This is a genomic window from Massilia sp. UYP11, assembly GCF_050434805.1.
In the GTDB taxonomy this organism is placed as follows: Bacteria; Pseudomonadota; Gammaproteobacteria; order Burkholderiales; family Burkholderiaceae_D; genus Telluria.
In genome coordinates this window covers 563802-584994 of the sequence record NZ_JBNDJE010000001.1, presented here as the reverse complement: position 1 = coordinate 584994, position 21193 = coordinate 563802, and the positions used below count along the sequence as shown (strand labels likewise).

At 65.5% G+C, this 21193-nt stretch carries 14 protein-coding genes; 8 read left to right on the top strand and 6 right to left on the bottom strand.

From position 1 onward, the window contains the following. Positions 1-119: 119 nt before the first annotated feature. The 3 genes from ABIB38_RS02580 (at position 120) to ABIB38_RS02570 (ending at position 3645) form a co-directional block, all read left to right on the top strand. A complete protein-coding gene (locus ABIB38_RS02580; RefSeq protein WP_429201500.1) occupies positions 120-605 on the top strand; it encodes an Lrp/AsnC family transcriptional regulator in 486 nt (161 codons plus the stop codon). An 87-nt stretch (positions 606-692) separates the two neighbouring features. Continuing rightward, complete coding sequence (locus ABIB38_RS02575) at positions 693-1820, top strand: branched-chain amino acid ABC transporter substrate-binding protein (RefSeq protein ID WP_429201498.1); 1128 nt, start codon at positions 693-695, stop codon at positions 1818-1820. Positions 1821-1836: 16 nt separating this feature from the next. Next, positions 1837-3645 (top strand): DUF885 domain-containing protein, encoded by a 1809-nt coding sequence (locus ABIB38_RS02570; RefSeq protein ID WP_429201496.1) that lies wholly within the window; start codon positions 1837-1839, stop codon positions 3643-3645. A 232-nt stretch (positions 3646-3877) separates the two neighbouring features. On the opposite strand, the gene ABIB38_RS02565 is transcribed toward ABIB38_RS02570, so the two are convergent. The 4 genes from ABIB38_RS02565 to ABIB38_RS02550 are packed head-to-tail and all read right to left on the bottom strand — an operon-like array spanning position 3878 to position 8724. Further along, on the bottom strand, positions 3878-5569 hold the full coding sequence (locus ABIB38_RS02565) for a M14 family zinc carboxypeptidase (RefSeq protein WP_429201494.1): 1692 nt from the start codon (positions 5567-5569) through the stop codon (positions 3878-3880). Between the two features lie 5 nt (positions 5570-5574). Then, positions 5575-7116, bottom strand: coding sequence for a HAMP domain-containing sensor histidine kinase (locus ABIB38_RS02560; RefSeq protein WP_429201492.1), 1542 nt, complete (start codon positions 7114-7116; stop codon positions 5575-5577). Beyond that, entirely contained in the window at positions 7113-8069 is a 957-nt protein-coding gene (locus ABIB38_RS02555; RefSeq protein ID WP_429201490.1) for a hypothetical protein, read from the bottom strand. Before ABIB38_RS02555 ends, ABIB38_RS02560 begins: the two co-directional genes overlap by 4 nt. 4 nt (positions 8070-8073) lie before the next feature. After that, positions 8074-8724: a response regulator gene (locus ABIB38_RS02550; protein WP_123071681.1), complete on the bottom strand. Its 651-nt coding sequence runs from the start codon at positions 8722-8724 to the stop codon at positions 8074-8076. A 387-nt stretch (positions 8725-9111) separates the two neighbouring features. On the opposite strand from ABIB38_RS02550, the gene ABIB38_RS02545 reads away from it, so the two are divergent. From ABIB38_RS02545 to ABIB38_RS02530, 4 genes are all read left to right on the top strand, one after another. Then, the gene (locus ABIB38_RS02545; RefSeq protein ID WP_429201488.1) at positions 9112-9774 is read left to right on the top strand and encodes an energy transducer TonB; all 663 of its coding nucleotides are present in this window, start codon (positions 9112-9114) and stop codon (positions 9772-9774) included. A 121-nt stretch (positions 9775-9895) separates the two neighbouring features. Continuing rightward, positions 9896-12160: a M28 family peptidase gene (locus ABIB38_RS02540; protein WP_429201487.1), complete on the top strand. Its 2265-nt coding sequence runs from the start codon at positions 9896-9898 to the stop codon at positions 12158-12160. Positions 12161-12231: 71 nt separating this feature from the next. Beyond that, positions 12232-13848, top strand: a complete 1617-nt coding sequence (locus ABIB38_RS02535) for a M28 family peptidase (RefSeq protein WP_429201485.1) — start codon at positions 12232-12234, stop codon at positions 13846-13848. A gap of 169 nt (positions 13849-14017) precedes the next feature. After that, the gene (locus ABIB38_RS02530) at positions 14018-14866 is read left to right on the top strand and encodes an alpha/beta fold hydrolase (RefSeq protein ID WP_429201483.1); all 849 of its coding nucleotides are present in this window, start codon (positions 14018-14020) and stop codon (positions 14864-14866) included. 61 nt (positions 14867-14927) lie between these two features. Here ABIB38_RS02530 and sodC read toward each other — a convergent pair whose 3' ends face one another. Continuing rightward, positions 14928-15449 (bottom strand): superoxide dismutase [Cu-Zn] SodC, encoded by a 522-nt coding sequence (gene sodC / locus ABIB38_RS02525; protein ID WP_429201793.1) that lies wholly within the window; start codon positions 15447-15449, stop codon positions 14928-14930. A gap of 372 nt (positions 15450-15821) precedes the next feature. Here sodC and ABIB38_RS02520 point away from each other — a divergent pair, with 372 nt between their 5' ends. Continuing rightward, complete coding sequence (locus tag ABIB38_RS02520; RefSeq protein WP_429201481.1) at positions 15822-16691, top strand: class I SAM-dependent methyltransferase; 870 nt, start codon at positions 15822-15824, stop codon at positions 16689-16691. Positions 16692-16757: 66 nt separating this feature from the next. Here the strand turns inward: ABIB38_RS02520 and rpoC are convergent, their stop codons facing one another. After that, on the bottom strand, positions 16758-21002 hold the full coding sequence (gene rpoC / locus ABIB38_RS02515) for a DNA-directed RNA polymerase subunit beta' (protein ID WP_429201479.1): 4245 nt from the start codon (positions 21000-21002) through the stop codon (positions 16758-16760). Between the last annotated feature and the right edge of the window lie 191 nt (positions 21003-21193).

The window sequence follows — 21193 nt, the reverse complement described above, 5'->3', positions numbered from 1 at the left end:
GCACAACACGTTATTGTCCAGTAATATGGTACGGATTTACGCCAATCGAAACGTCCCAAATTTCTCCATTTGTGGGCTGTTAATAGAATAATTATTCTTATAAACATGCTTTGCGGAATATGAACTCACTCGACAAGTTTGATTGTGCGATTCTCGCCGCCTTGCAGGCGGACGCCACGCTTTCCATCTCGGGCCTGAGCGAGAAGGTCGGCCTGTCCAGCACGCCCTGCTGGAAGCGCGTCAAGCGCCTCGAGGAAGACGGCTATATCGAAAGCCGCGTCAGCATCGTCAATCGTGAAAAGGTGGGCCTGCCGGTCACGGTGTTCGTCAGCATCAAGACCACCGAGCACGACGAAAAATGGCTGGCGCGCTTCGCCGCCGCCGTGATCGCCCTGCCCGAGGTGCTGGAGTTCCACCGCATGAGCGGCGACGTCGACTACCTGCTCAAGGTCGTCACCACCGACATCGCCGGCTACGACCGCTTCTATAAAAAGCTGATCAAGACCGCGCGCCTGACCGGCGTGTCGTCCGCCTTCTCGATGGAACAGATCAAGTCGACCACCGCCCTGCCGCTCGAACTGATCTCGCACGGCGTGCCGGCCTGAGCGTGTTTACGGCGACGCCTGGCGCTTTCGCCGGTCGTGCGAATCGTGCGATGATGGCGGCCGTTGACATCAACGGAGACCAAGGGAATGCGATCGAAAATAAAGATGGCGCCGCTGGCGCTGGCGGCGTTGTTCGCCGTCCAGGCAACCGCCGCTGAACAAATCGTGAAGATCGGCGTGAGCGGCCCGCTGTCGGGTTCCAACGCCTTCGCCGGCAAGGACAATGAAAACGGCGTGCGCCTCGCCATCGAAGAACTCAACGCGCAGAAGATCCAGGTAGGCGGCAACGTGCTGCGCTTCGTACTGCAGTCCGAAGACGATGCGGGCGACCCGAAGCAGGGCGTGACCGTGGCCCAGAAATTCGCCGACGCCGGCGTCAAATACGTGCTCGGCCCATATAACTCGGGCGTGGCGATTCCGGCCTCGCGCGTCTACAACGACAACGGCATCCTGATGTCGACCGTCGGCACCAACCCCAAGATCACGGCCGCCGGCTACCCGACGGTGTTTCGCATCGTGGCCAGCGACACGCAGGTCGGCGCGTCGGTCGCCGGCTATGCCGCCAAGGAACTCAAGGTCAGGAACGTCGGCGTGATCGACGACCGCACCGCGTTCGGCCAGGGCATCGCGATGGAATTCAAGCGCCAGGCGCAGAAAGCCGGCATCAAGGTCGCGGGCCACGAATTCACCAACGACAAGGCGAGCGACTTCGCCGCCATCCTGACCTCGCTGCGCGCCAAGAAGGTGGACGCCATCTTCTTCGGCGGCTACGCCCCGCAGGCCGCCCCGATGGCGCGCCAGATGAAGCAGCTGGGCCTGAACGTGCCGCTGCTGGGCGGCGACACCCTGTGCAGCCCCGAAATGGCCCGGCTGGGCGGCGAAGCGGTCGGCGAGAACGTGCGCTGCGCGCAGGCCGGCGCCATCGTCGCCCAGCAGCCGGGCGGCCCGGGCTTCCTGGCCAGCTACAAGAAGCGCTTCGGCCGCGATCCGGACGTCTACGCGCCTTCGTTCTACGACCAGACCAGGTTCATCGCCCAGGCGATCCAGCAGGCGAAGTCGGTCGACGCCAGGCAGGTCGGCGCCGCGATGCACGCGATCAGCTACCAGGGCGTGGTCGGCGCCTACGGCTACGACGCCAAGGGCAACCTCAAGAAGACGGCGGTGACGGTCTACACCTTCAAGAACGGCGCGTTGACGCCGCTGGCCAGCTACTGACCCGACAAGGAAAAAAATGAGAGAGAACTTCAAGCTCGGCGCGCTGGCGATCGGCGCCCTGCTCGCATGCGCATCGGTCCAGGCCGCGCCTGCGCTCGACGCCGCGCCCGCCAACCAGAAGGTCGCCACGACCGACGCCGGCAAGGCGATCGCCAAGCTGGTCGACGAGTACTACGAGGCCTATGCCCGCTTCGAGCCGGTGTGGGCGACCGAGAGCGGCGACGGCCGCTTCTTCGATCAGCTCGGCCTGTCGATCGCGCCGCAGAAGCGCGAAGCGCAGTTTGCGCTGTACCGCGGCTACCTGAAGCGCCTGGCGGCAATCCCGCGCGAGCGCCTGAACGCGCACGAGCAGGCCAGCTACGACGTCGTCAAGTTCGAGCTCGAGACCGCATTGCGCCTGGGCGCCTTCCCCGAGCACCTGCTGCCGGTGGACCAGATGTTCAACATGCCGGTGTTCATGGCGAACTACGCCGGCGGCCAGGGCGCCCAGCCCTTCGCCACGCCGCAGGATTACCGCAACTACCTGAGCCGCCTGGACCAGATGGTCGCCTACATCGACCAGTCGATCGCGAACATGCGCGAAGGCGTCAAGCGCGGCATCGTGCATCCGCGCGAGCCGATGCAGTCGCTGCTGCCGCAGCTCAAGCAGCTGCAGGCCAAGAGCGCGGAAGCCAGCATCTTCTACACCCCGATCAAGAAGCTGCCGGAAGGCTTCTCGGCTGCCGACAAGCGCAGCCTGCTTGATGCCTACCGCACGACGGTCGGCAAGCTCAATCCGGCCCTGGACCGCCTGGCCAGCTATGTCGAGAAGGAATACCTGCCGAAGACCCGCACCACCGCCGGCTGGAACGCGCTGCCGAACGGCGCCGAGTGGTACAAGGCGCGCGTGGCGGCGATGACCACCACCGACATGACGCCCGAGCAGATCCACGCGATCGGCCTGAAGGAAGTGGCGCGCATCCAGGGCGAATACGGCAAGATCGGCCCGAAGATGGGCTACAGCGGCCCGGCCGCCGGCCTGCCGAAGTGGGTGTCCGAGCAGCCGAAGTACAAGCCGTTCACCACGGACCGGCAAGTGATCGAGGTGTTCCAGAAGCTGGACACGCAAGTGCGCGCCAAGCTGCCTGCCCTGTTCACCCTGATGCCGAAGGCGCCGCTGGAAGTGCGGCTGGAGCCGGAACTGACGCGCGAGACCGCGTCGGACCACTACTCGGCGCCGGCCGCCGACGGCTCGCGTCCGGGCGTGTTCTGGTCGGTCGTGAACGACCCGACCAAGTATGGCCGCACCGGCATGGTCACCCTGTACCTGCACGAAGGCCAGCCGGGCCACCACTTCCATATCGCGCTGCTGCAGGAACTGGGCCTGCCGAACTTCCGCAAGTTCGGCGGCAACACCGCCTTCACCGAAGGCTGGGCGCTGTATGCCGAGACCCTGGGCAAGGAGATGGGCCTGTTCGAACAGCCGGAAGACTACTTCGGCCACCTGAACGACGAAATGCTGCGCGCCGCGCGCCTGGTGGTCGACACTGGCCTCCACAGCAAGGGCTGGAGCCGCGACCGGGCGATCGCGTACTTCCGCGACACGCTGGGCTACTCGGAACTGGAAGCGCGCGCGCAGATCGAGCGCTACATGGTGATGCCGGGCCAGGCGCTGGCGTACAAGATCGGTTCGCTGAAGATCATGGAACTGCGCCAGCGTGCGCAGGCGGCGCTGGGCGACAAGTTCAGCCTGCCGAAATTCCACGAGGTGGTGCTGGACGAAGGCACCTTGCCGCTGGCGGTGCTGGAGGCGAAGGTCGACCGGTGGATCGCGGCGTCGAAGTAAGGATCGCCGCACTGCTGCCGCACTGCCGCAAATCCAGCCAGCGTCGTTCCCGCGAAGGCGGGAACCCAATTTGTTCGCGCCGCCGCTATGATTGATTGCAGTGGCTGCGCGAGCGACCTTGGGTCCCCGCCTTCGCGGGGACGACGTTGCGCGTCGATTGGTGTCGGCTCCGCTCTCGCGCCGGATGATCTCGCGGCCAACCATCACCGCGTCGGCGGCGTAGCCGCCAACCCTACCTCGCGATCATGAACACCGGATAGCGGTTCCACTCCGGCTCGCGATAGCGCGCGCAATTGGCGTAGATGAAGTCGAGCACCGCTTCCTGGCTGCCCAGCAGGCCCGGATTGGCGGCCTTCCACTCGGCGAACTTCGCCGCCAACTCGGGCTCCTCAGCCAGCAGCTTCTCGGCCTCGTCCTCGAACACGTAATCCGAATAGTGCTCCTTCTTCTCCAGCACGCTGTTGAAGAAGCCCCAGCGGAAGAAGCTGTCGTGGGCCAGCGGCTCGAGCGTCTCGACCGCATAGCGCGCCCGGTCCTGGTCCAGCGGCACGATGTAGTCGCCGGCGCGCAGCAAGACATGCCCGGTGCGCCGGTCCAGCGCCACCTCGTCATGGAACATGTGGCCCTCGTAGGCCGACGGGCGCGAGGTCACCGATGCGATCTGGTAGTACGCCACCTCCTGCAGGCGGTCCGCCGCGACCCGCTCCATGCGCACGCCATTCCACTCCAGGCGCTCGATCGCCTCTACCCACTGCTGCGGCACCACATAGGCCTGCGGCGCCGGCACCGCGACGTCGACCGGGAAGCTGTTGTAGTAGGCGATGTCGCGTTCCCACGGGCTGCTGCGGTCGTAGTACAGGCGGCTGTAGTCGCCGATGACGCTCTTCTTGTACTTCGCCTCGTAGCCCTTGAAACGCACGCGCGAGGGATTGGCCTCGTCCATCTTCCAGCGCACCGGCCATTCGGCCCGCTTGCGGCCTTCCTCGCGCGCAGCGCGGCGCAGCGCCTGGATGCGGTCGGCGTTCTTGACCGTGAACTCCAGCGCCACTTCGACCAGCGCCACCATCGACGCGTAGCGGTCCTTGAACGGCTTGAGCATGTGCGTCTCGGGCATGAAGCCGATCGTGTGGTGCAGCGCCGCGTAGCCGGTCGAGAAGCGCGCCGTCTCGAGGAATTCGGCGATGCCGTGGTCCGGGCTGTCCTTGACCGGGTTCACATAGGGACAGGTCGGCCAGCCGCGCGCATCCATGCCGGCGTAGATCGCGGGCAGCATCTCGGCGCGCAGGAAACTCCCCAGGCCGCCGCCCAGCTTGTCGGCCTGGGTGTGGATCAGGGTCATCGTGTAGCTGTAGTCGGCGCCATTCGAGGTGTGGGTGTCGACCATCACGTCCGGATCCCAGAGGGTGAACAGCCGATTGAAGGTGCGCGCGCTCGAGGTATCGCACTTGACGAAGTCGCGGTTCAGGTCGAGGTGGCGGCTGTTGCCGCGAAAGCCGAACTGCTCCGGCCCGTCCTGGTTCACGCGCGAGGTGTCGGCGCGGTTGAAGCTGCCGTCCACGTTGTACAGCGGGACGAACAGGAACACGGTGCGGCCCAGCGCAGCGCGCTTGGCGCTCTGCAGGCAGAAGTCGCGCACGATCGCCATGCAGCCGTCGACGCCTTCCGGCTCGCCCGGGTGGATGCCGTTGTTGTTGAAGAAGACCGGACGACCGGCGCGCTTGATCGCCTCGACGTCGAACACGCCGTCGCTGCTGACCACGCCCGCGTGGATCGGCACGCCCGCATCCGACACGCCCACCTTCTCGAAGCGCAGCACCGCAGGAAAACGGCGCGCGAGGTCTTCGTACCAGGCGATGCACTCGCTCCAGGTGGTGGTCTGGTTCAGGTTGCCCTTCTCAAAGGGCGTCAGCAGTTCGGTGGACATGGATCTTATCGTTGTGAGGTGGATGCTTCGGAAATCGTCGCCGGCGCACCTGGCGCCTGGACCGGCAGGTTGAGCGGCAGCGCGATCGCGACGTCGGTGCCTTCGCCCGGGCTGGATCGCACTTCGATCGTGCCGTGCAGCGCATAGGCGCGCTCGCGCATGCCGATGATGCCGATGCCTTCCGAGGCGCTTGCGGTGTCGAAGCCGGCGCCGTCGTCGACCACGCGGATGCGCAGCATGCCCTTGCCTTCGTCCAGCAGCAGGCTGACATGGGCCGAGCGCGCGGCGGCGTGCTTCATGACGTTGGACAGGGCCTCCTGCACGATGCGATAGGCGGAAATCGCCAGCTCGTTCGACAGGCGCGCGAAATCGCCCTCGCTGTGCAGGTCGAAGCGGCAGCCGGACGTGGTGTCGTAGTGGCGCACCATCTCTTCCACCGCGCCGTGCAGGCCCAGCATGTCGAGCACCTCGGGACGCAGGCGGCGCACCAGGCGCCGGCCGTTGGCGTACAGGTCGAGCGCCAGCTTGGTGATGGCCTCGGACTTGCGCCGGATCTCGTCGACCTCGGGCCCGGGCGGGGCCTTCGCCGCCAGCAGGCCGATCGCCTGCGCCTCGAGGCGCGCCGCGATCAACGACGCATTGAGCTCGTCGTGGATCTCGACCGCGATGCTCTTGCGCTCGTCCTCGATGATCTCGTTGACCTTCTGGATCAGCTTGCGCTTGTCGGCGTCGGCGCGCAGCGCCTCGTTGCGCGAGGCCAGCAGGTCGCGCGTGCGCTCGGCCACCTTGTTCTCGAGGTCGCGCTTGGATTCGTCCAGCGCCAGCGACATCTCGCCGATCGAGGCCTGCAGCTCGCCGATCTCGCCGCCGGTGGTGACCGGCGGGTGGACACGGTAGTTGCCGCCCCGGATCTGGCGCAAGGTGCCGATCGCCTCGCGCAGCGGCACGATCAGCGAGCGCGCCAGCACCCAGGCCAGGATGCCGCTCGCGGCCAGCGCCAGCGCCGCCATCGACAGCTCGATCTGGAAGCGGTCGGTCTGCTTGGCCATCATGTTTGCCGGCGACATCGTCACCCGCACCCAGCCGACGACTTCGGTGGTGAGCGTGGGCGGACGCGAATCGCTCGATGCCGACACGTGCGGCGTGCCGTTGTCCGAGAACAGGTTGATCCACACCACCTGCTTGCGGATCGGCGCCTCGTAGTAATGGGCCTGGGCGTCGCTGGCCGACTCGGACACCACGCGCACCGCGGCGCGTCCGCTGCCGTCGATCACGTCGACTTTATAGATGCTGCGGTCGGACTGCACCAGGCCGTTGATGGTCAGGCGCAGGTCGGACAGGTTGCCAGAGATGACGTTGTATTCGGAGGTCTCGGCCAGCGCGCGCGCCAGGATGCGCCCGCGCTCGGCCAGCTCTTCGGCCACCTGGGCGCGGTGCGCATACCAGGAATACCAGACGAAGGAGGTGAACAGCAGGATCACGGGCAGCATGGTGATGACGGCCATGCGCCGTCCGACACCCCAGCCGCGCCAGAAACGCAGGTTCATTGCACGGCCGGCGCGCGCCGTGCGAAGTTACGGGCGGCGTCGGTCACGCGCAGGTCGAGCGAACTGGCCACCCCTTCGTTGATGATGGTGCGGAAGTAGCGCGGGAACTGCGGCGGATCGAGCTCGCCGGTGCGCACGAAGTCGGCGGCCAGCTCGGCCACCTGGGCGTTGATCTCCTCGATCTCGGAATACGTGGTGGCCAGCGCGCCGACCTTGACCATGTCGGCCGAGAAGCCGATCACGCCCTGCTTGCGGCGGTAGGTCGAGAGCAGGATGTTGCGCACGTTCTCGGCGTTGTAGATGTCGCTGTCGGGCAGCGCCAGCAGGGTCTCGGCGCGCGTCATGCTGTTGAGCGTGTGATTGAGGTCTTCGCCCGGCGTATACATCTGGATCTCGGTGGCGTCGGTCAGCGCCGGCTTCAGGAAGGCGGTGTCGGGGCCGAGCAGCACGCCGACCCGCACCGGGCGGCCGTACAGCAGTTCGGCCAGGCGCATCTGATCGTTCGGCGCCGGCTCGGCATAGATCGCGGTCATGGCCATGCGGCGCGGCTTGGGCAGTCGCGCGGTCAGCGTGCGCCACACCTGGCTCGAGGTGTAGGCCGAAATCACCACGCAATCGCAGCGGCGCGACAGCGCGTCGCGCAGCGCGGTCGGGCCGATCGCCACGTACAGCATGCGGCGCTTCTGCGCCAGCTCGGTGCGAAAGGCGGCGAAGGTGGGCACCAGGCGCTTGTACAGGTCGTCGGCGATGCGGTGGGTGACGGCGCTGTCGTCGCCGGTCAGGATCTGGAAACGGAAGCCCTGCGCTTCTTCGCGTTCGCGCTCACGCTCGGCATGCTGGGCCGCATGCGCGCCGCCGGCGGACAGCAGGAGCAGGAAGGCGATCGCCAGCAGCGGCGCCAGCGCGGGCGCGCGCGGGCGCTGGTGGGGCATGCGGCGCGGGAGGATGGCCATCGCGTCAGGGCTCGATCAGGCCGTGCTTGACCGCCAGCAGCGTGATGCTGGCCTGGCGGTGCACGCCCAGCTTTTCCTTGATCGACTGGCTGATGTTGCTGATGGTCTTGGTCGACAGGTCGAGGCGCTCCGCGATCTCGGCATTGGTCATGCCCTCGGCCATCAGCTTGAAGATTTCCAGTCCGCGCTCGTCGAGCTGGGACTGCGGCGTGACTTCGCCGCGCACCGCCATGCTGGCCAGGCGCGAGGCGATGTGCGGCAGGAAGTACAGCTTGCCCTCGTGGGCGTGGCGCACTGCGGTGGCCAGGTCGGCCGGGTCGCAATCCTTGGTGACGAAGGCGTGCGCGCCGAGGCGGTAGGTTTCCTTGATCAGGCTGTCCTGGTCAAACTGGCTCAGGAAGACGATCTTGGCCGACGGGTCGGACTTGAGGATGGCCTGGGCCGCGTCCATGCCGGTCAGCTCGGTGCCGAAGCGCATGTCGAGCACGGCCACGTCGGGATGCTCGGCGGCGTACAGCGCGGTCGCCTCGCTCGGGGTCTTGGCCTGCCCCACCACCTGCATGCCCGCCGCTTCCAGCGACATGGCGAAACCGGTCATGACGATCGGGTGATCATCCGCGAGCATGACGCGGATGGGTTTGTTCTGTTCTGCCAATTTGATTCTCCTGGCGCGTGGCCGGTGTGCGGTGCCAGTGGCTGGCGTTGCGGTGGCCGGGGCGAAAAGCCACGGCACAGTGAGGAATTATTTCATACAACGGGCGGCGAAGCGAATGGAAAGGCAGGGAGATTTTGTGCGCTTCGGCATGCGTTTTGCGCGCACTTCCTTTTGCTGGACGCGTGGACGGCGGAGGCGTGCACCCTACCGATGGGGATGCTTGGCACGTTGGCGCACACACAACTAGAAACAAAATTACTAGATTATGGATTTGCAAATTGCTAGGACATAGCATATATTGATTCCAACGAGCTGTAGATATGCATTCTTCCAAGGTAGGAAACCTGCCGATCCCGACGGATGGCGGGACGAATAAAGGAGGTTGCCATGCATTTTTCTGACATCAATCACGGCGCCGGCGGCAAGGCCGGCAAGTTCGCCCTGGTGGCCGGCCTGCACGTGCTGGTGGCGATGGGCGTGATCAGCACGATGAACGCCAAGTCGCTTTCGCTGCCTGCCATGCTGGAAGACAAGCTGGTGTGGATCCAGCCGGAGACGCCGCCGCCTGCCCCGCCGCCCGAACCGCCGAAGCCCGTCGCCAAGGCCGCGCCGCCCCAAATCGTGGTGCCGGATGTGGAAGTCGAGGTGCCCGCGCCGCCGCTCGAGCAGGTGATGGAAGCGACTACGGAGCCGTCGCCTGAACCGGCCCAGCAAACCCAGTCCGATGCGCCGCCACAGCCGGCCGCCGAGCCGTCGTCGAACAGCGGCCAGATGCGCAGCGCCGTGCTGGCCGACGCCAACGGCTGCGCTAAACCCGACTATCCGGTGCGCGCTGCGCGCAATGGCGAGACCGGGACCGTGACCCTGGCGCTGCTGGTCGGGCCCGATGGCCGGGTGCAGGACTCGCGCATCCAGTCTTCCAGCGGCTCGCGTGAGCTCGATCGGGCCGCCGTGAATGCCCTGAGCCTGTGCACCTTCCAGCCGGCGATGAACGGAGGCACAGCCGAAGCCGGGTGGGCGCAGCTCGCCTACGTCTGGACACTGGAATAAACACCCCTTTCCTCTTTTGGCCCGCCCCACTTCATCGGCGGGCTTTTTTTCGTCCCTATGACAGGTGCATGGACGCTTGCGCAGGCCACATCCGATCACAACAACAATGGAGAGAGAACACATGGATGCAGCAAGCACGCCGATGCCGGCGCACCATCTAACGGGTTTCATGCACGCCCTGGCCGGCTGCCTGGGACTGGCCGTCCTGGCCGTGCTGGGCTGGATGGCGTTGACGGCGCCGCCCCCGCCCGAGCCGCAGGCGGAGATTGCGGCCGGCGGCTGGAACGCCCGCATGCAGAGACACATACAGGTGCTGGCGGCCACCCCACGCTCGATCGCGACCGAAGGCAATGCCCAGGCGCGTGCCTATCTGCTGGCCGAACTGCGGGCGATGGGCCTGGCGCCGGCGGTGCAGCGCGCCACGGTGCGCAAGTCGGTCGTCTACTATTTTGGCGCCATCCACAACACGGTCGGCGTCGTCCATAACGTCGTCGCCAGGATTCCCGGCAGCGCCCCGGATGGGGGCCGCCGCCCGGCGCTGCTGCTCACGGCCCACTACGACAGCGGCAACGCGGTGCACAAAGCGGCGCACGGCGCCGTCACGATGGCTGCCCTGCTCGAAACCGCGCGCTCCCTGCGCGCCGCGCCGCCCGCCAGCGACGTCGTGCTGCTGTTCACCGACGGCCACCACGTCGGCGCGCTGGGCGCCAAGGGCTTCGTCGAACAGCATCCGCTGGCCGCCAGCATCGGCCTGGCGCTCAAGTTCGATCCTTCCGGCGCCGCCGGGCTGCGCATGGTCGAGACCAGCGGCGCGGGCGGCGCCGCGCTGGCCGGCTGGATGCGCGCCGCGCCCGAATTGCGCGGCTCCTCGCTCGAGACGACCCTGGCGCGCATGCTGAACGACGCGCCGCACCTCGGTCCGCTGGCGGCGCTCGATACGCCGGTGCTGCTGTTCGCCGGCGGCGAAGGAAATCCACGGCAGCTGGGCGACGCGATGCTGCGCCTGGCGCGATCCTACGGCGACGCGCCGCTCGAACGCGGGACGCAGAGCGCCGTCGCCTATTTCTCGCTGCCCGTCGTGGGCCTGGTGCAGCACGCGGCCTGGCTCTCCTGGGCGTCGGCGACGCTGTCCTGCCTGATGCTGGGGTTCGCCTGGCGCCGCCTGTTCGGCGCGGACGGCGCGACCGAGGCGGCGCAAGGCGTGTTCGGCGTGTGCTTTTTGCTGCTCGTGGTGCGCGTGGGCAGCTGGACCTGGCGCGAAGAGATTGCCGCCGCCGGCCTCGCGGGCGAGCAGCGCCTGCCGCTGATGGTGATGGCCGTAGCAAGCTGCGTCTTCGTCGCTGGGCTGTACATATTGCGCCGCAGCGTCGGCGCCGCGGCGACGGTGCTCGGCGCGCTGGCCTGGCCCGCGCTGACGCTGCTGCTGGTCGTGTTCTTCTTGCCCGGCGCCGCCTACGTGCTGGCCTGGCCGCTGGCGGCGGCGCTGGCCGCCTTCCTCGTCCTGCACTCGGCCTGGGGCCGGCGCCAGGCCTTCGCCGTGCGGCTGCTGGTGCTGGTGGCCGCCCTGGCGCCGGCCGCCGCATTGTTTGCGCCGGCGCTGCGTGACGCCTGGCTGCTGCTTGCGCCGCACCACCTGTACCTGCCGCCGATGCTGATGGCGCTGCCGATGCTGTGCTTCGCCAGCCTGCTGCTGGTGATGTCCGTCGCGCCGGCCGTCGCCGCCGCGCTGGCGCTGCTGGCCGCAAGCTGCTTTGCCCTGCCGGGACAGGCGGCGCCGCGCGCCCCGCTGCCGCCCGCGTCCGATGGCCTCGAACACCTGGTCTACTACAAGGACGCGAACACCTGGCGCGCTTACTGGCTGCTGCCGGAGCAGCCGCTGGACGACTGGCGCCGCCGGCTGTTCCCCGGCCGGCAGCCGACCATCTTCGTCGAAGTCTTCGGCTGGAACAGCCCGCGCCAGTGGTATGCCGAAGCGCCGCGCGAGGATGCGGTCGCCTTCCCCGAGTGCTTCGTCCTGCGTAATAGCGTGGTCGCGCTGCGAGATACCGTCGGCAAGGTGCGGCGCGGCACGTTCACTGTGCGTTCAAAAAACCGCGCGCCGCACATCGAGCTGCGCATGTCGGGCGCCAAGGCGCTGCGCTCGCGGCTCGACGGCGCGCCTCTCACGTCCAGCGAGGCGCCGTGGCTGCTGTCGCTGTACGGGATGGAAGACCGGGTGCTGCACTTCGAGATCGAGAGCGCGCCCGACGAGATTTTCGCGATCACCGTGCAAGAGCGCATGCCCGGCGTGCCGCGGCATCTGCTACCGCCGCGCGACGAAGGCGAACCGTATTTACGGGGGCAATCGGGAATGACGATGTCGACCGATATCCTGCGTTTTTTTTAAGGACTTGTCATAGAATGTCCCGCGCACACCACGAATGTGCCCTTCCCGATCAACTCAAGTCGCAGGATTTTATGTACAAGATCGTCTCTTCCCTCGTCCTTACCACCCTCGCCGGCAGCCTGGCGCTGGCCTATCCGGCCCATGCGCAAAATGTCCAGGAAGCGCCGCTGCGCGCGCACCTGGCCCACCTGTCCGCCGACGCCATGGAAGGCCGCGGCACCGGCCAGCGCGGCGGCGAGCTGACCGTCGCCTATCTCGAGGCGCAGGCGAAGGCCGCCGGTCTGAAGCCGGCCAACGGCGACAGCTTCCGTCAGGCGGTCAAGATCGCCGGCGTGCGTTCGCTGCCGGCCAAGAGCGACATCGCGATCACCGCCGGCGGCAAGGCGCTGCCGCTGCAGTTCGGCGCTGACTGGGTCTGGGGCCCGGGCGACGGCAAGGCCGAGCACAAGCTGGACGCGGACCTGGTCTTCGTCGGCTACGGCACCGTGGCGCCGGAAGAAGGCGGCTGGAACGACTTCAAGGGCATGAACCTGAAGGGCAAGGTGCTGGTGATGATGGTGAACGATCCGATGCCGACCGCGGCGGAACCGAACCGCTTCAACGGCGAGGGCCTGACCTACTACGGCCGCTGGACCTACAAGTTCGAGGAAGCGGCGCGCCAGGGCGCGGCCGGCGCCATCCTGATCCACACCGACAAGTCGGCCTCGTACGGCTGGAGCGTGGTGCAGAACAGCTGGGCCAACGCCGAGCGCTTCCAGCTCACCGAAGGGAAAGTGGGCACCGGCGTGCAGGGCTGGATGACCGACGACACCGCGCGCAAGGTGTTCGCCGCCGCCGGCCAGGATCTGGATAAACTGCGCGCAGCCGCCGAAGACAAGAACTTCAAGCCGGTGACCCTGAAGGCCCGCCTGAAGGGCACCGCGCGCGCGCAGGTGCGCAAGCTCGAAGAGTTCAACGTGGCCGGCGTGGTGCCGGGAACCGATCCAAAGCTCAAGGACGAAGTGGTGATCTACACCGCGCACTGGGACCACATGGGCAAGCAGGGCACCGAGGGAGACACCATCTTCAATGGCGCGGTCGACAACGCTTCGGGCACCGGCGCGCTGCTGGCGATGGCGGAGCAAGCCGTCAAGCACCCGGCCAAGCGCAGCCAGATGTTCCTGTGGGTGGCCGCCGAAGAGCAAGGCCTGCTGGGCAGCGCCGCCTACGTCGCCAAGCCGCTGTGGCCGATCGCCAAGACCGCCGCCAACCTGAACCTGGACAGCCTGAACTGGGTGGGCCCGGTGAAGGACGTCAGCGTGCCGGGCAGCGAGCGTACCGAACTGGGCGCGATGGCCGCTGCTGCCGCCCAAGCGATGGGTTTGACCGTCGCGCAGCCCAGGCCTGACCTGGCCGGCGGTTACTTCCGCAGCGACCACTTCAGCTTCGCCAAGGCCGGCGTGCCGGCGTTCTCGGTGGGCGCGGGCCGCAGCTGGGTGAAGGACGTCGAGGCCAACAACGCCAAGGCCGCGACCTACCGCGACAAATACCACCAGGCGTCGGACGAATACGATCCGAGCTGGGACCTGTCGGGCATGGTGCAGCAGGCGCAGTACACGCTGAACCTGGGCCGCGCGGTGGCCGACGCGCCGCAGATGCCGGCGTGGAAGGAAGGCGATCCGTTCGGCAAGGCGCGCGCTGCAAAGTAATCGCAGCCGCCAGGCTTCAAGTTTTAGTCAGCAGTAGCACGTCGTTCCCGCGCAGGCGGGAACCCAAGTTTGCCAGCGTCTTCGTAACGCGAGAAACTTAGGTTCCCGCCCCCGCGGGAACGACCGTTTGGGGCCAACGATTTCGATCCACCGACGAAAGAGGCGCACGATGCGCGAAGACGACCTGGTGCTCGGCGACGGACGTACGCTGCACTTCTACGACCTGGCGCCACCCGGCGAGCAGGAGCTGGCCGTGTTCTGGCACCACGGCACGCCGAACATCGGCCGCCCGCCCGAGCCGTTGTTCGCCCTCGCGGCGCAGCTCGGCATACGCTGGATCGGCTACGACCGCCCGGCCTATGGCGGCTCGTCGGAGCGCATTGGGCGCGACGTCGCCTCGGCCGCCTTCGACGTCGAGCGCATCGCCGACCGGCTGGGCGTCAAGCGCTTCGCGGTGATGGGGCATTCCGGCGGCGGGCCGCATGCGCTGGCGTGCGCCGCCCTGCTGCCCGAACGGGTGGTGGGCGCGGTGAGCATCGCGGGCCTGGCGCCGCCCGACGCGCAGGGGCTCGACTGGTTCAAGGGCATGGGCGCATACGGGGCGGCGGCGCTGCGCGCGGCAGCGCAGGGGCGCGCGGCCAAGGCATATCATGAGGCGCTGGGGCTCGCGTTCGACCGCGAGATGTTCACGCCTGAAGACTGGGATGCGCTGGCGGGGCCGTGGTCATGGTTCGACAGCGTGGTGGGACCGGCGCTGGCCAAGGGGAACGACGGCTTGATCGACGACGATATCGCGTATATGACGCCGTGGGGGTTCGATTGCACGCGCATCGCCTGTCCGGCGCTGTTCGTGCATGGGATGCAGGATCGCGTGGCGCCGCCCTCGCACAGCGAATGGCTGGCGCGCCACTGCCGCTCAGCCGAGCTGTGGCAGCAGCCGGAGGATGGGCATATCTCGGTGATGAACTACGCCGCGTCGAGCCTGGTGTGGCTGCGCGGGCGCTTGCGCGCGGACTGATGGACCGAGCGGCGGACGGCGCGCCATGCGCCGCCATCCGCTTTCAGTGCAAGTTCGCGGCTTACTGGATCACGCCGCACGCCATGCGGCCGCCTCCGCCGCCCAGCGGCGCCGGATGATCGGAGTGGTTGTCGCCGCCGACGTGGACCATCAGGGCCTTGCCCTTGATGTCCGACATCTTCAGGCGCGGCGCCAGGACCGGATTGGTGGCCATGCCCTTGGCATCGACCGTCAGCGCCGGCAGGTCGCCCAGATGGCCGTCGCCCCATGGGGTGCCGTGCTTATTGGTCTTGGCCGGATCGAGGTGGCCGCCCGCCGCGCCGGCCGGGACGGTCTTGCCGTCGGCCTGGTTCGGCGCGCAGCTGCCGTTGGCGTGGATGTGGAAGCCGTGCAGGCCGGGCGGCAGGTCCTTGAGGTCGGGCGTGAGTACCACGCCATACTTGGTTTCGCTGAGCTTCACGGTGCCCACGCTGGCGCCATCGCCTTTGTCGGTGGCCAGCTTGAGGGTCACGGTATTGTCGGCGGCACTGGCGGTAGCGCATACGGCGCTCAGCAGGACGGCGCTCATCCATCGCATTTTCATCATTTGCTCCTTGGAAGATCTTCAGGGATAGTAAAAAGCTAACCTAGTGTAGATCATTCTCATGCGTAGGGGTGTCCGGCTGACTTGGGTTCGACTGGCGGCAGCGGCTCTGTTCGGTTTCTTCCAGTTTTGGCGGGATACAGGAGTTACGTCGAGGAGTTACGTGGGGCCGAAATGTCTGGATGCGATCGAATGGCGCGCCGACACGCAAGTGCGCACGTTTGAGGACGGCCAGATTGGCGCATTCCCCGCTTGCTACGCTGACCGGCAACGTCACCTGGGTGACCAGAACTCTGAGAGGACGTTGTGCCTGAGCGCATTTGTCCAGCATGCAGTGCCGCTGATACCGAGGCCGTCGACTCTGTCGATCGGATGGATCTGATCCGCAGCTATAAGCAGAAAGGCATCGACGTCAGCGCCTATCTTCATGGCGGCAGCATCACCTTATGCCACTGCAACCATTGCGAACTGGGCTTTTTCGATCCCCCCTGCGTGGGCGATGGTCTCTTCTACGAGCAGTTGCAGACGCAGGACTGGTACTACCAGGACGACAAACCGGAATACGCCCATGCGGCGACGCTGATTCGCCAGGATAGCTCGGTCCTCGAAGTCGGCTGTGGCAAGGGAGCATTCCGGCGCTGGTTGCCGCAATCGATCCGGTACACCGGGCTCGAATTCAATGACGAAGCCGTGCACAAAGCGCGTGCGGCCGGGCTGGACGTCAGGAAACAGCCGGTCGAGGAGCATGCCGCCGCCAGCCCTCGCTACGACATCGTGTGCGCGTTCCAGGTGCTGGAGCACGTCGAGCATCCCAAACGGTTCTTCCATGCCTGTGTTCAGGCGCTCAAGCCCGGTGGAACGCTGATGATCGCCGTACCAGCCCAGGACAGCTTCCTGGCCATCGCTCCAAATTCTCCGCTCAATATGCCGCCGCATCACGTAACGCGCTGGACTGACCGAGCACTGACCAATCTTGCCCACAGCGAAGGCTTCGAACAAGCCGATATTTGGCATGAACCCGTTGCCGACTTCCACAAGGAATGGCATGCGACGACGCTGGCCTATCACGCGCTGGCACGATTCGGGCTCTACCGTCCTCGCCTGATTGATAACAGCAAACGTTACCGGCTACTGGGCCGAATAGTTCGGATCCCGGCATTGCGTAGATACCTTGTGCGAGCTGCGCTGAGGACGAACCCAAGACTGGAGGTCGGGCATACCGTGATGCTCATCGCGTCCTGAAGTCTTTAATACAGGCAAAAAAAACGGCACCCCTCAGGGTGCCGCTTTCACTAACAACTTACGCGATCACTCGCCGTCGTTATGCTGCTCGGCCGAAGCCTGTGCAGTCTGCTGGTCTTCCATCGCCTGCAGCTCGGCAGCCATATTGGCTTTCTCTTGCTGCAGCAGTGCCTGGCGCTCTTCCGCTTCCCACACTTCCTTCTCCTTGCGGGCGCGGTGGAATGCCAGACCGGTGCCGCCAGGGATCAGGCGGCCGACGATGACGTTCTCTTTCAGGCCGCGCAGACCGTCGCGCTTGCCCATGATCGCCGCTTCGGTCAGCACGCGGGTGGTTTCCTGGAACGATGCGGCCGAGATGAACGAGTCGGTCGACAGCGATGCCTTGGTAATACCCAGCAGCACGTTTTCGTACTGCGCCGGCAGCTTGCCGACAGCGTTCACGCGGTCGTTCGCATCCAGCAGTTCCGAACGCTCCACCTGCTCGCCGACGATGTAGTCGGTGTCGCCAGCTTCGGTGATCTGAACACGACGCAGCATCTGGCGAACGATCACCTCGATGTGCTTGTCGTTGATCTTCACGCCTTGCAGACGGTACACGTCCTGCACTTCGTCCACGATGTAGCGGGCCAGCGCTTCGATACCCAGGAGGCGCAGGATGTCTTGCGGATCGGCTGGGCCGTCCACGATCATCTCGCCCTTGTTCACGACTTGACCGTCGTGGACCAGCACTTGCTTGTCCTTGGTGATCAGGAACTCGTGCTTGTTGCCGTCCATGTCGGTGATTTCCAGGCGCTGCTTGCCCTTGGTCTCTTTACCGAACGCCACGGTACCGGTGACTTCCGCCAGCATGCCCGCGTCTTTCGGCGAACGTGCTTCGAACAGTTCGGCAACGCGCGGCAGACCACCGGTAATGTCGCGAGTCTTTTGCGATTCGGTCGGGATACGTGCCAGCACTTCACCCACGGTCGCTTGCTGACCGTCCTTGACCATGATCAGCGCGCCGACCTGGAAGCCGATCGTCACGGCGTGTTCGGTGCCGGCGATCTTCACTTCCTGGCCTTCTTCGTTCAGCAGCTTGACCTGCGGACGCAGCACCTTGCCCGAACCGCGGCGCTTCGGATCGATCGCCACCAGGGTCGACAGACCGGTCACTTCATCGACCTGACGGGCGACGGTGACGCCTTCTTCGACGTTCTCGAAGCGGATCGTACCGGCGTACTCGGTGATGATCGGACGGGTCAGCGGATCCCAGGTCGCCAGGGCGATACCAGCCTTGACGGTCTGGCCATCCTTGACCAGCAGGGTCGCGCCGTACGGCACCTTGTGACGCTCGCGCTCACGGCCGTGGTCGTCGGTGATCAGCACTTCGCCCGAACGGGTAATGACGATTTGCGCGCCCTTGCCGTTGGTGACGTAACGCATGGTCGCGGTGAAGCGGACCGTACCGTTCGACTTGGCTTCGACCGACGATGCCACTGCCGCGCGCGATGCCGCACCACCGATGTGGAAGGTACGCATGGTCAGCTGGGTACCCGGCTCACCGATCGACTGCGCTGCAACCACACCGACTGCTTCGCCGCTGTTGACCAGCATGCCGCGGCCCAGGTCGCGACCGTAGCACTTGGCGCACAGGCCAAAGCGCGTGTCGCAGTTCAGCGGAGTGCGGACCTTCACTTCGTCGATGCCGACGCGTTCGATCTCTTCGACCATGTCTTCGTCCAGCAAGGTGCCGGCTTCGTACAAGGTTTCCTGGGTTTCAGGATTGACGACATCGGTGCCGGTCACGCGGCCGAGGATACGGTCGCGCAGGGCTTCGATGACTTCACCACCTTCGACCAGCGCCTTCATGTGGGTGCCGTTGTTGGTGCCGCAATCGTCTTCGATCACCACCAGATCTTGCGTCACGTCCACCAGACGACGAGTCAGGTAACCCGAGTTCGCGGTCTTCAGCGCCGTATCCGCCAGACCTTTACGAGCGCCGTGGGTCGAGATGAAGTACTGCAGAACGTTCAGGCCTTCGCGGAAGTTCGCGGTAATCGGCGTTTCGATAATCGAACCGTCCGGTTTCGCCATCAGGCCGCGCATACCCGCCAGCTGGCGGATCTGGGCTGCCGAACCACGGGCGCCCGAGTCGGCCATCATGTAAATCGCGTTGAACGATTCCTGGGTGCCTTCGGTGCCGTCGCGCTTGGTGACCGGCTCGATCTTGAGCTGGTCCATCATCGCCTTGCCGACTTCATCCGAGGTCTTGCCCCAGATGTCGACGACCTTGTTGTAACGCTCGCCGGCGGTGACCAGACCCGAAGCGTACTGCTGCTCGATCTGCTTCACTTCGGCTTCGGCGGTCGCGATCATGCCCTTCTTGACGTCCGGGATCAGCATGTCGTCGACGGCGATCGAGATGCCGGCGCGGGTCGCCAGGCGGAAGCCCGACTGCATCAGCTTGTCCGCGAAGACGACGGTCGCACGCAGGCCGCACTTGCGGAACGACGTGTTGATCAGCTTCGAGATTTCCTTCTTCTTCAGCGAGCGGTTCAGCACCGAGAACGGCAGGCCTTTCGGCAGGATCTCGGACAGGATCGCACGGCCGACGGTGGTCTCGTAGCGGGTGAGCGTCTGGTCGAAGCCGCCTTCGGCGTTCTTCGGGAACTCGACGATACGCACGGTGATGCGGGTCGCCAGTTCGACTTCCTTGTTGTCGTACGCGCGGATGACTTCCGACACGTCCGGGAACATCATGCCTTCGCCCTTGGCGTTGATCGCCTCGCGCGACGCGTAGTACAGACCCAGCACGATATCCTGCGACGGGACGATCGACGGTTCGCCGTTCGATGGGAACAGGATGTTGTTCGACGCCAGCATCAGCGTACGCGCTTCCATCTGCGCTTCGATCGACAGCGGCACGTGGACTGCCATCTGGTCACCGTCGAAGTCGGCGTTGAACGCCGCGCAGACCAGCGGGTGCAGCTGGATTGCCTTGCCTTCGATCAGGACCGGCTCGAACGCCTGGATACCGAGACGGTGCAGCGTCGGCGCACGGTTCAGCATGACCGGGTGTTCTTTGATGACTTCTTCCAGGATGTCCCAAACGACTGGTTCCTGAACTTCCACGAGCTTTTTCGCGGCCTTGATGGTGGTCGCGAGACCCATCAGTTCCAGCTTGTTGAAGATGAACGGCTTGAACAGCTCGAGGGCCATCAGCTTCGGCAGGCCGCACTGGTGCAGTTTCAGCTGTGGACCGACCACGATGACCGAACGGCCCGAGTAGTCGACGCGCTTGCCCAGCAAGTTCTGACGGAAACGACCGCCCTTACCCTTGATCATTTCGGCCAGCGACTTCAGCGGACGCTTGTTGGCGCCGGTCATCGCTTTGCCGCGACGGCCGTTGTCCAGCAGCGAGTCCACTGCTTCCTGCAGCATGCGCTTTTCGTTACGCGTAATGATTTCCGGCGCGCGCAGTTCCATCAGGCGCTTCAGGCGGTTATTACGGTTGATGACGCGGCGGTACAGGTCGTTCAGGTCGGACGTGGCGAAACGGCCGCCGTCCAGCGGGACGAGCGGACGCAGCTCCGGCGGCAGGACCGGGAGCACTTCCATGATCATCCATTCAGGCTTGATGCCCGAACGCTGGAACGCCTCGAGCACTTTCAGGCGCTTGGCGTATTTCTTGATCTTGGCTTCGGATTTCGACTCTTTGAGCTCCACGCGCAGCGCTTCGGCATCGCGGTGGATGTCGATCGAGCGCAGCAGTTCACGGATGCCCTCGGCGCCCATGAATGCGGTGAAGTCGTCGCCGTATTCTTCGTACTTGGCGGCGTAGTCGTCTTCCGACATGATCTGGCTCTTCTTGAGCGGGGTCATGCCAGGATCGGTGACGACGTATGCTTCGAAGTACAGCACGCGTTCGATATCGCGCAGGGTCATGTCCAGGACCATGCCCAGACGCGACGGCAGCGACTTCAGGAACCAGATGTGGGCGACCGGCGACGCCAGTTCGATGTGGCCCATGCGCTCGCGGCGCACTTTAGCCAGGGTGACTTCGACGCCGCACTTTTCGCAGATCACGCCGCGGTGCTTCAGGCGCTTGTACTTGCCGCACAGGCATTCGTAGTCCTTGATCGGGCCAAAGATCTTGGCGCAGAACAGGCCATCGCGCTCAGGCTTGAACGTACGGTAGTTGATGGTTTCCGGCTTCTTGACTTCGCCGAACGACCACGAACGGATTTTTTCAGGCGACGCCAGGCCGATCTTGATGGCGTCGAAACTTTCGTTTTGCTGAACTTGCTTGAATAGATCGAGCAGTGCTTTCATGTATCACTCCAAAGGTGATTGATTCTGTACTGAGTACTACTGCCGCCGCTTCTCGCCGATTTTCGCCGGCGCTTGCTTTACCCACCTAACCCTTAAAACCGTCATCCCCGCGCAGGCGGGGATCCAAGTTTGCCGGCCATTGACCGGGCTTAGGTTCCCGCCTGCGCGGGAACGACGGCTTTAACAGCGTA

Bases quoted from the DNA above. Each gene is read 5' to 3' on its own strand.
- sodC (WP_429201793.1), bottom strand. From the start codon at position 15,449: ATGAAAATGCGATGGATGAGCGCCGTCCTGCTGAGCGCCGTATGCGCT.
- ABIB38_RS02530 (WP_429201483.1), top strand. From the start codon at position 14,018: ATGCGCGAAGACGACCTGGTGCTCGGCGACGGACGTACGCTGCACTTC.
- ABIB38_RS02540 (WP_429201487.1), top strand. From the start codon at position 9,896: ATGGATGCAGCAAGCACGCCGATGCCGGCGCACCATCTAACGGGTTTC.
- ABIB38_RS02535 (WP_429201485.1), top strand. From the start codon at position 12,232: ATGTACAAGATCGTCTCTTCCCTCGTCCTTACCACCCTCGCCGGCAGC.
- rpoC (WP_429201479.1), bottom strand. From the start codon at position 21,002: ATGAAAGCACTGCTCGATCTATTCAAGCAAGTTCAGCAAAACGAAAGT.
- ABIB38_RS02570 (WP_429201496.1), top strand. From the start codon at position 1,837: ATGAGAGAGAACTTCAAGCTCGGCGCGCTGGCGATCGGCGCCCTGCTC.
- ABIB38_RS02560 (WP_429201492.1), bottom strand. From the start codon at position 7,116: ATGAACCTGCGTTTCTGGCGCGGCTGGGGTGTCGGACGGCGCATGGCC.
- ABIB38_RS02545 (WP_429201488.1), top strand. From the start codon at position 9,112: ATGCATTTTTCTGACATCAATCACGGCGCCGGCGGCAAGGCCGGCAAG.
- ABIB38_RS02575 (WP_429201498.1), top strand. From the start codon at position 693: ATGCGATCGAAAATAAAGATGGCGCCGCTGGCGCTGGCGGCGTTGTTC.
- ABIB38_RS02520 (WP_429201481.1), top strand. From the start codon at position 15,822: ATGGATCTGATCCGCAGCTATAAGCAGAAAGGCATCGACGTCAGCGCC.
- ABIB38_RS02555 (WP_429201490.1), bottom strand. From the start codon at position 8,069: ATGGCCATCCTCCCGCGCCGCATGCCCCACCAGCGCCCGCGCGCGCCC.
- ABIB38_RS02580 (WP_429201500.1), top strand. From the start codon at position 120: ATGAACTCACTCGACAAGTTTGATTGTGCGATTCTCGCCGCCTTGCAG.
- ABIB38_RS02565 (WP_429201494.1), bottom strand. From the start codon at position 5,569: ATGTCCACCGAACTGCTGACGCCCTTTGAGAAGGGCAACCTGAACCAG.